This is a genomic window from Candidatus Coatesbacteria bacterium (genome assembly GCA_014728225.1).
Lineage (GTDB): Bacteria > RBG-13-66-14 > RBG-13-66-14 > RBG-13-66-14 > RBG-13-66-14 > WJLX01.
The window spans coordinates 1-9,198 of sequence record WJLX01000127.1 but is presented as its reverse complement, the minus strand read 5'-3'; the positions used below and the strand labels follow the sequence as shown (position 1 = coordinate 9,198).

The following is a 9,198-nucleotide window of genomic DNA, read 5'->3' as shown; positions in this document are numbered from 1 at the left end:
TTGGAAACCCCTGGCCGGTGGCGCCGGAACACGGGACCGCTCAGGCCCCGACAATGCTAAAAACCGCCGGACCGTCCCCCGGGAAACGGTCCGGCGTCGGCGAGGGCGCGGCGAAACGCTTAACCCTTCCGCCGGCGGCGCGCAGCCGCTCGCCAGGCCGAGCCGGAAAAAGTCGAAGGACACATCGAGGTCGACGAGTCCTACTGCGGCGGCCATCGCAAGGGCAAGTGCGGACGGGGCGCCGGCGGCAAGATCGCCGTCTTCGGGCTGCTCAAGTGCGGCGGCGCGGTCCGCGCAGCCTGCCCAAGCGCTGTGACATCAAGCGTCTGGTCAGTGCGAGCTTGGACAATGTCGAACTGGATTCGATCGTCTACTCCGATGGATACACGGCCGATAAGAAACTGTCGCTCAGCGTCTACCACCACAGGCGTATCATTAACCAGGTAGAGTTCGCCGACGGAAAGAACCATATCAACGGCCTCGAGAACTTCCGGGGCTACGTCAAACGCCGCCTAACAGCCGACCATGGAGGCTTCAAGCGTAGCTTCAAACTCATTAGCCGTGAAAGGTCATTCAGCTTCAACCTTCGAGACACGAAAACGCGCTATACATTCTCAGGACCATACTTCGTGCTTGGTCATAATTCGGTGATAATCCCCTTGTTTTTCTGCCGCTTCTAGCCCCCTTGTCAGTGACACAACAGCACAGCCCGTCACGTATGCTAACAGGGCGTTACACACGTGCAGCGGTCCGTACACGGTAGACGAGCCCTGGCGATTTGAATCAGCGGTATCCCCTCCCGGCGTAATGCTCCGGTAGCGTGTGGGCTGCCCTCTTTTTTACGATAATCCCCGGGTGCTACTCCTGGAGGAAACGGCCCCCGCGGGGCCGTTTTTGTTTGCCTATTCCGACAGGGTCGACCTGAGCGGTCTTCCGGATCAGACGTCCATGATCTCGCCGACCTTCTCTTCGACGAGCTTGTCGATATTCGCCGAATGCTTGTCGGTATAGTCCTGGACCACGTCCTGCAGCCGCTTGCTCTCGTCTTCGGACAGCTCGCCCTTCTTCTCCATTTTCTTGAGCATCTCGTTGGCGTCGCGGCGGATGTTACGCAACGAGACCTTGCCCTCCTCGCTGAGGCTCTTGGCGACCTTGACCAGCTCCTTGCGGCGATCCTCAGTCAGCTTGGGGAAGGGCAGGCGGATGACGACACCGTCGGAGTTCGGCGTGATTCCCAGATCGCTGGACTGCAGGGCCCGGGTGATGTTCTCGATGGCGCTCTTGTCCCAGGGTTGGATCATGATCATCCGTGGTTCGGGGACGCTGATGGTGGCCATCTGGTTGATCGGCGTCGGATTACCGTAGTAGTCGACGCGGATGCCGTCGAGAATGGCCGGGTTGGCGCGTCCGGTGCGGATGGCCCGCAGATCGCGCTGGGTGGCCTCCACGGCCTTGTCCATCCTGTTTTTGAATTCCTTGAGCCGGGGTTCTGCCATGCTGACTCCTTACTGACGCCGGCGGTGTGGATGCCGGAGGTTGAAGGTTCATCCAAACATCCATTATAGCACGTCGGCTTTTGGGCTGCAGCCTCAGTCGGCGCCGGGCGGTCCGATGACGGTGGCGAAACCCTCCTCGGTCAGCGCCTTGAGCGGACCGCCGGGGACCTCGCCGGAGAAGACACGGACCTCGACACCGCCCGAGCGGCAGAGCTCGACGGCGCCCAGATCCATCACCGCCAGGCGGCGGTTGAGTACCTCGTCGTAATCCAGACGCTCGAAGCGCACGGCTCCGGGTACGCTGCGTGGATCGGCGGAGTAGACGCCGTCGACCTGGGTGGCCTTGAGGATGCAGCCGGCGCCGAGTTCCAGAGCCCGCAAAGCCGCGGCGCTGTCCGTGGTGACGAAGGGCGCTCCGGTGCCGCCGCCGACCACGGCGATGATACCCTCGTCCAGGGCGCAGCGGACCTCGAGGGCCCGGTAGGGGGTCACCAGGGTGTCCACGGGAACCGCCGAATAGGTCTGGGCCGGCAGTCCGGCCGTCCTCAGGGCATCGGTGACGGCCAGGGAGTTGATCAGGGTTGCCAGCATGCCGGACTGGTCCGCCAATACCCGGTCGTCGAAGACGGAGTCCCGGCCGCGCAGCAGGTTGCCGGCGCCGCAGATGACCACCACGCCGTAACCGGCGCCGTGAAGACCAGTTATATCCTCGACGACGCGGCCGATCGAAACGGCGTCGAAGGGGGAAAAAGACTCCGGACAGCGGCGACACAGCCGCTCTCCGGAGATCTTGAGTACCACTCGACGGGGTTGGGACGATCCGCTCATCGGGTTTAGTCTTCGCCGACTTCGTAACGGGTGAAGCGGACGACCTCGATGTTCTCGCCGAGCTTGGCGATGTTCTCCTTGATGTACTCGGCGACGGTGCGGTCCTTCTGCTCCGGCTGGTTACGGATGTAGATCTGCTCGAGCAGGGAACGCTCCTTGAGGTACTTCTTCATCCGCCCCTCGACCATCTTGTCGACGATGTTCTCCGGCTTGCCGGATTCGAGGGCCTGCTCCTTGAGCACCTTGCGCTCGGCTTCCAGCACGGCCTCGGGGAAGTCCTTCTCCGAGATGGCCGCCGGGTTCATCGCGGCGATCTGCAGGCAGAGGTTGTTGGCCAGCTCGCGGAAGTCGTCGGTGCGGGCGACGAAGTCAGTCTCGCAACGCAGCTCGAGCAGAACGCCCAGCTGGGAGCCGGCGTGGATGTAGGAGTGAATGATGCCCTCGGTGGCGCTGCGACCGGACTTCTTCTCCGCCGAAGCCAGCCCCTTGACGCGCAGGAACTCGACGGCCTTCTCCTCGTCGCCGCCGCATTCCTGCAGGGCCTTCTTGCAATCGACGATCCCGGCGCCGGTCTTCTTGCGCAGGGCCATAACCTCTTTCGCGGAAATCTCTTCGGCCATTATCTGCTACTCCTTGGCGGCCTTGGTTTCGGTTTCGGCGGGGGGTTCGGTTTCACTGAAGGGGATATCGCCCTCGGAACCCGTGGCCAGACCCTCCATGATGGCTTCGGCGACGGTGTGGGTGATCAACTGGATACCGCGGATGGCGTCGTCGTTGCCCGGAATGGGATAGTCGAGCTCGTCGGGATCGCAGTTGGTGTCGGCGACGGCCACGATGGTCAGCCCCAGGCGGTTGGCTTCGCGCACGGCGATATTTTCGCGCTTGGGGTCGACGACGAAGAGGATCTTGGGCAGGGTGCGCATCTGACGGAAGCCCTCGTGCAGACCGAGCAGCTTGTCGTAGCGCTTGGTGATCATGGTGCGCTCTTTCTTGGAGAGCGCCTGGAAGCGCTCGGACTCGATCAGGCGCTCCAGCTCGTCGAGGCGCTGGAGGTTGCCCTTGATGGTGCTGTAGTTGGTCAGGGTGCCGCCCAGCCAGCGCTTGGTGACGAAGTACATCCCGCAGCGTTCGGCCTCTTTGCGGATGGTCGACTGGGCCTGGCGCTTGGTGCCGACGAAGATGGCCTTGTCGCCCCGGGCCGCGGCCTTGGTGATGAACTTGCAGGCTTCGCGCAGCTTCTGGGCCGACTTCTGCAGGTCGATGATGTGGATCCCGTTACGCTCGCCGTAGATGTAACGCTCCATCTTGGGATTCCAGCGACGGGTCTGGTGGCCGAAATGGAGCCCGGCCTCCAGCATGGCGCGAACACTTACCTTGGGCATGTCTCTCCTCGTGCCGGCACGGCGCCGGCGGTTGCGTTTGAGCCTCCGCCGCCGTCAACTCGGCGCTCCCACCACGACGGAGATCGTCGCCGGGTGCCGTTGGTGCAACTCCGGTGACGTCTGCGCCGGGCAACGCGGGGCGTCGATCAGGCGGCGTGTGTCGTTGGTCGCCCGCCGCGATGCGGCGGGTGGTCGCTCCTTCAGCAAGCAAAGAAACAACCGGTGGGGTTTAGCGCTTGGAGAACTGGAAGCTGGCGCGGGCGCCGCGACGACCGTACTTCTTGCGCTCCTTGGCGCGGGCGTCGCGTCGCAGCAGACCGTGATCCTTAAGGACCTGGCGCAGCTCGGGATCGTGCTTCTCCAGGGCCCGGGCGATCCCCAGCATCAGGGCGTCGGCCTGTCCGGTCAGCCCGCCGCCGGTGAGGTTGGCGTGGATGTCGAAACGGTCCTCGGCCTCCACGGTCGTCAAGGGACGACGGACGGCCAGCCGCCAGGAGCGGCGGGGGAAGTACTCGTCGAGTTCACGGCCGTTGCAGTGAACCTTGCCTGAACCGGGGAGGAGCTTGACCCGGGCGACGGCGGTCTTGCGACGACCCGTGGCCCAGATTTCCTGAGTATCGCTCATGCTAGTTCCTTCTACCTGAAGAGGTTAATCGAGAGCCAACTCCACGGGTTGCTGGGCCGAATGGTTATGCTCGGGACCGGCGAAAACCTTGAGGCGACGAGCCATCCGACGGGCCAAACGGTTTTTCGGGAGCATGCCCCGAACCGCCCAGCGGACGGCGCGTTCCGGATACTTCTTCAGCACCTCGTCGTAGGTCTGCTCTTTTAATCCACCCGGATAACCCGAGTAGCTGTAGTGCTTCTTGTCGGTCAGCTTATTGCCGGTGAGCTTGACCCTGGCGGCGTTGGTGACGATGATGAAATCGCCGCAGTCCAGGTGGGGTGCCCAGGTGGGCTTGTGTTTGCCCTGAAGAACGCGGGCCAAACGGCTGGCCAACCGTCCCAGGGGCACGTCGGCGGCGTCGACGACGTACCAGCTCTGCTCGACCTCGCTCGGTTTCATCTGGTAGGTGCCCATACTGCTCTCTTTTTTCCGGTTGCTGTCAGCGGCGGAGCGTCGGCGGACGCCCGGTCCGGCCCGGTGGCATGTCAAAAGACGGGGCCCAAAGGGTCGGCCCCCGAAGCGGAGGCTGAGTATAGAAAACGCCCGCGGGCGCTGTCAAGGAAAACCGCCGCAAAGGCGGCGGTGGGGAGCGGCTTGCCTGATTCCCTCTCACTCAGCCGCGCCAGCGACATCCCTCGCAGCGCGGACAAGGCGGTAAAGCATCGCCGATGTTGTCGAGAAAAACGGTTGCACCGCAATCGCGACAGGTATAGGTGCCGATCCCGGGCTTCTCGCCGCAGGTATAATCCATCGTCCCTCCTCGAACCTGGGTGACGCTCAAGCCTAAACCCCGCAGGAGCATAACGCAACAGACAATGGTCTGCCGGCAAGCCCTTTCCGCTTCCGTTGAAAAACAGCCGGGTAACGGCCGCTCCGCGGATACAGCACCCCGAAACTGGCACGGTTTTTGCTGAGGCCGACCGTTATCATCGTCATCAACGGTCGCCGAGATGCAAAAACCGTGCCAGTTTCGGGGCCGTACGGCCGGAACGTCCGGCTGGGCGCAGGCGGGGCTGTTTTTCAACGGAATGATTGAGCCGGTTGGAATGAATCGTGTTCCGGAACTGTCTGCGGGGAGGGCCCGCGACCGTCCCTGATCGCGACGATCCACGATAACTGCTTAAGGGATCGTACAGCGTGTTCGGACCGATGTCTGTTTGTAACTCAGTGTTAACATGCAAGATGAGCTGTACTATTCCGCTACAAATACGGGGCTGAAAAGCGGCGAAAACAAGCAACCGGCCGGCACACTAGTTGCCCAAAATGTAACCATAGATCGCAGCATAAGTCGGCCGATAGTCGATGTAAATGACGGTGGTTTCAGCGTACCTTGAGGTTGTTTATCCGTGAAAGGTCGTTCAGCTTCGACCAGCGAGACGACGAAAACGCGCTAAACCACCTCCTGAGCATACCTGACGTTTGTTCATAATTGGGTGATAATTTCAAAGAGAACAACTGCCCCGACGCTGTTGACGGCTGGTCGAGCAGCACACGGGCAGTGAATCATTGACCGGTAGGTGGCCTGCTATCGTCGAGGAGGTTATCGGCTTGCTTGAAACCATCGGCATCAGTTTGCCACCGCAGAGGGGCGTGCCGGTCGGGCCGCAACTCGACAATTCAAGGTGGGTGACAAATCCGACTCTCGCCGCCGTTGTCAGGAGCCGTTTCCGCACCGTATCGTTCGGTTGCTCATCAACACTCGGCCGTTTAATGCTTCCTTTCGAGGGCCAGGTCGATGACCTCGTCGACGCGCTTGACGTAGTGCAGTTCGAGATCGGCGATAGCCCGCTTTTCGTCGCCCTTGAAGGCGTCCTCGATCTCGGGTTTGTTTTTGGCGGGTAGAATGATCTCCTGGAGGCCGGCGCGTCTGGCGGCCAGCAGCTTGGATTTCAAGCCGCCGACGGGCAGGACGTCGCCGCGCAGGGTAATCTCCCCGGTCATACCGACCTCGTTCCTGACGGGACGGCCCGAGAACAGACTGACCAAGGCGGCGACCATGGTCACCCCGGCCGAGGGTCCGTCCTTGGGCACAGCACCGGCGGGGACGTGGATGTGGATGTCCCGGTCCCCACCGACGGCTTCGTCGAGACCGAGCTCGACGGCCCGGGCGCGGACGTGGGACAGGGCGATGCGGGCGCTCTCTTGCATCACGTCGCCCAGTTGACCGGTCAGGGTCAGTCCACCCTTGCCGGGCATGGCGGCGGCTTCGATGAACACGATGTCGCCGCCGACGGGGGTCCAGACCAGCCCCGTGGCCACACCGATCATGTCGGCGGGCTTGCGGCGCTCCTTGAGAACCCGCGGCGGTCCGAGGTACTCGGCGAGTTCGCCGGGCTGAAGCTTCAGCCGTCCGTCGAGTTTGCCGGCGGCGACTTTGCGCGCCACCTTGCGGCAGATGGTGCCGATGGCGCGCTCGAGGTTGCGCACCCCGGCCTCCCGAGTATAGGAGTCGGCCAGGACGCGCAGGGTCTTGATCGGCAGGAAGAGCTGCTCCCTGGTCAGGCCGTTGGCCTCGATCCGCCGGGGGAAGAGGTAGCGTTTGGCGATCTGGGCCTTCTCCTCCCGGGTGTAGCCGTCGAACTCGATGACCTCCATCCGGTCCAGCAGGGGGCGCGGGATGGTGCCGGTGGTATTGGCCGTGGTGATGAAAAAAACGTGGGACAAATCGTAGGGCTCTTCGATGTAGTTGTCGCGGAAGGTGTTGTTCTGTTCCGGGTCCAGAACCTCGAGCAGGGCCGAGCTGGGGTCGCCACGAAAATCGCTGGCCAGTTTATCGATTTCGTCGAGCATGTAGACGGGGTTCGAGGTGCCGGCGGTCTTGAGTCCCTGAAGGATGCGGCCGGGCAGGGCGCCGACGTAGGTCCGGCGGTGACCGCGGATTTCGGCCTCGTCGTGGACGCCGCCCAGGGAGGCCCGAACGAACTGGCGCCCCAGGGCCCGGGCGATGCTGCGGCCGATGGAGGTCTTGCCCGTTCCCGGCGGTCCGACGAAACACAGAATCGGGCCCTTGCTCTCAGGAGCCAGCTTGCGCACGGCCAGGAACTCCAGGATGCGGTCCTTGATCTTACTCAGGCCGTAGTGATCCTCGTCGAGGATCCGCCGGGCGCGTTCGATATCCAGCCGGTCCGCGGAATAGTGCGCCCAGGGCAGGTCGAGAAGCCAGGTCAGATAGGTGTGGGCGACGACGTACTCCGCCGACCCCGGATTCATCTGGCGCAGGCGTTTGAGCTCCCGCCGGGCCTTCGAATCTACGGCCTCCGGCCAATCCTTCTCCTCGACCCGCTCGGCCAGTTCGTCGAGTTCGACGGAGGACTGGTCGCTCTCGCCCAACTCGCGCTTGATGGCCTCCAGCTGCTGGCGCAGATAGTACTCGCGCTGGGTCCTCTCCATCCCCTCGGAGATCTCGTCCTGGATCGACTGGCCGATCTTGAGCACCTCGAGTTCGCGGACGGCCAGTTTGGTCACCAGCTCCAGACGCTTTTCCACGTCGGCGGTCTCCAGGACCCGGAGCCGGTCCGCCAGTTCGAGGTTCAGGTTGGCGGCGACGAAATCGGCCAGCCGGGCGTTCTCTTCGATGTTGAGCGCGGCGACCAGCACCTCGTCGTTACGGTTGGACAGCTTGACGATCTTCTCGAAGATCTCGCCGAGACTGCTGCGCAGGGCCTTGATACGAACGGAATCATCCTCGGTCTCCTCGAGCTGGGAGACACGGACCCGGTCGTAGTCATCGCCGGGGTGGAACTCCTCCAGGCGGATGCGCTGCAGGCCCTGGATCATCAACCGCATCGAACCGTCGGGCATCCGCAGCATCTTGAGGATCACCCCGAGGTTGCCCACGGGGTGGAAGTCATCCTCGCCGATCTCGCTCTCGTCGCTCTCTGCTTCCTCATCATCTGTGGGCCGCCGGGTGAACAGGGCCACCAGGCGGTCGCCGAACATGACCTCGTCGATCAGCTTGATGTCTCGCTCATCCTCAACGTTGAGGGGCAGAAGCATCTGGGGATAGCTGACCAGGCCCTCGAGGACCAGCAGGGGGAAGACCTTCTCTTCGCCCTGCTCCAAGGCCACTTCGTCGGGATCGAGAGGAGCTTGTTTGCGCTCAGGTTTGCCATCTGTCATCTAAACACCCGTCGGAAGTGGCAGGTTGGTCATCGTCGATTGTTAGCAGTGGGTCCTGACCTCGTCAGACACCAGTCAGTCCTCAATTTCCACCAAGCCACGGTAGTTGCGTCGGGGGATGCTGATCTGCAGCAGCCCCTGTTTCCAACCCGCGCTGACGGAGTCGGTGTCTGCGTCGACGGGCAGCTGGAGCTCGCGGCGGAAGGGCCCATGGGTCATCTCCATCCGCAACAGCTTGCGTGCCCGGTTGGGCAGGACGGGCCGTCGGTCCCCGGTGATGATCAACCAACGCTCATGGACCGTCACCTCGACCTCGTCGGGCTCCATCCCGGCCAGTTCGACCAGCACGAGGTAGCCGTCGGCCAGCTCGATCACATCGAGGGCCGGGAAGGGATGCTCCGAGGACCAACCGTCGCCGTGACGGTAGAGGATGTGTCGTGTCATCGGAACCCACCCGGTTCTAGTTTGTCACGCGTGTCTGCGGTTTGAACGGCAACTCCCCCAAGTCTCGACGGCTCAGACCCTTCATGATTCGTGATCATTATTGTAAACCCGGCCGCGCTTTGTAAAGCCCGGCCCGTTTACGACCCGCCCGGGAGACCTTTGACAAGCGATGTTCGACTGGAGACAGGCGGGCCGGAACCGGCACGGTTTTTGCATCTCGGCGACCGTTCGAGTGATGATAACGGTTCACCTCCGCAAAAAC

General features: G+C 62.8%; 10 protein-coding genes. 1 reads left to right on the top strand and 9 read right to left on the bottom strand.

Translation table 11 applies throughout. The annotated features are described in order from the left end of the window. The first annotated feature begins 53 nt into the window (after nucleotides 1-53). Nucleotides 54-680, top strand: a complete 627-nt coding sequence (locus tag GF399_09330; GenBank protein ID MBD3400520.1) for a hypothetical protein — start codon at nucleotides 54-56, stop codon at nucleotides 678-680. Between the two features lie 258 nt (nucleotides 681-938). Here the strand turns inward: GF399_09330 and GF399_09325 are convergent, their stop codons facing one another. The 9 genes from GF399_09325 to GF399_09285 form a co-directional block, all read right to left on the bottom strand. After that, on the bottom strand, nucleotides 939-1,496 hold the full coding sequence (locus GF399_09325; protein ID MBD3400519.1) for a ribosome recycling factor: 558 nt from the start codon (nucleotides 1,494-1,496) through the stop codon (nucleotides 939-941). A 93-nt stretch (nucleotides 1,497-1,589) separates the two neighbouring features. Next, the gene (locus GF399_09320; protein MBD3400518.1) at nucleotides 1,590-2,324 is read right to left on the bottom strand and encodes a UMP kinase; all 735 of its coding nucleotides are present in this window, start codon (nucleotides 2,322-2,324) and stop codon (nucleotides 1,590-1,592) included. Between the two features lie 5 nt (nucleotides 2,325-2,329). Next, the gene (gene tsf, locus GF399_09315) at nucleotides 2,330-2,944 is read right to left on the bottom strand and encodes a translation elongation factor Ts (GenBank protein MBD3400517.1); all 615 of its coding nucleotides are present in this window, start codon (nucleotides 2,942-2,944) and stop codon (nucleotides 2,330-2,332) included. A gap of 6 nt (nucleotides 2,945-2,950) precedes the next feature. Beyond that, the gene (gene rpsB / locus GF399_09310) at nucleotides 2,951-3,706 is read right to left on the bottom strand and encodes a 30S ribosomal protein S2 (protein ID MBD3400516.1); all 756 of its coding nucleotides are present in this window, start codon (nucleotides 3,704-3,706) and stop codon (nucleotides 2,951-2,953) included. Nucleotides 3,707-3,935: 229 nt separating this feature from the next. After that, nucleotides 3,936-4,331, bottom strand: coding sequence for a 30S ribosomal protein S9 (gene rpsI / locus GF399_09305; protein MBD3400515.1), 396 nt, complete (start codon nucleotides 4,329-4,331; stop codon nucleotides 3,936-3,938). Nucleotides 4,332-4,355: 24 nt separating this feature from the next. Continuing rightward, entirely contained in the window at nucleotides 4,356-4,787 is a 432-nt protein-coding gene (gene rplM, locus GF399_09300) for a 50S ribosomal protein L13 (protein ID MBD3400514.1), read from the bottom strand. Between the two features lie 199 nt (nucleotides 4,788-4,986). After that, nucleotides 4,987-5,124 (bottom strand): hypothetical protein, encoded by a 138-nt coding sequence (locus GF399_09295; GenBank protein MBD3400513.1) that lies wholly within the window; start codon nucleotides 5,122-5,124, stop codon nucleotides 4,987-4,989. Between the two features lie 956 nt (nucleotides 5,125-6,080). After that, the gene (gene lon, locus GF399_09290; protein MBD3400512.1) at nucleotides 6,081-8,492 is read right to left on the bottom strand and encodes an endopeptidase La; all 2,412 of its coding nucleotides are present in this window, start codon (nucleotides 8,490-8,492) and stop codon (nucleotides 6,081-6,083) included. A 75-nt stretch (nucleotides 8,493-8,567) separates the two neighbouring features. Next, entirely contained in the window at nucleotides 8,568-8,936 is a 369-nt protein-coding gene (locus GF399_09285; GenBank protein MBD3400511.1) for an Hsp20 family protein, read from the bottom strand. Nucleotides 8,937-9,198: the final 262 nt, after the last annotated feature.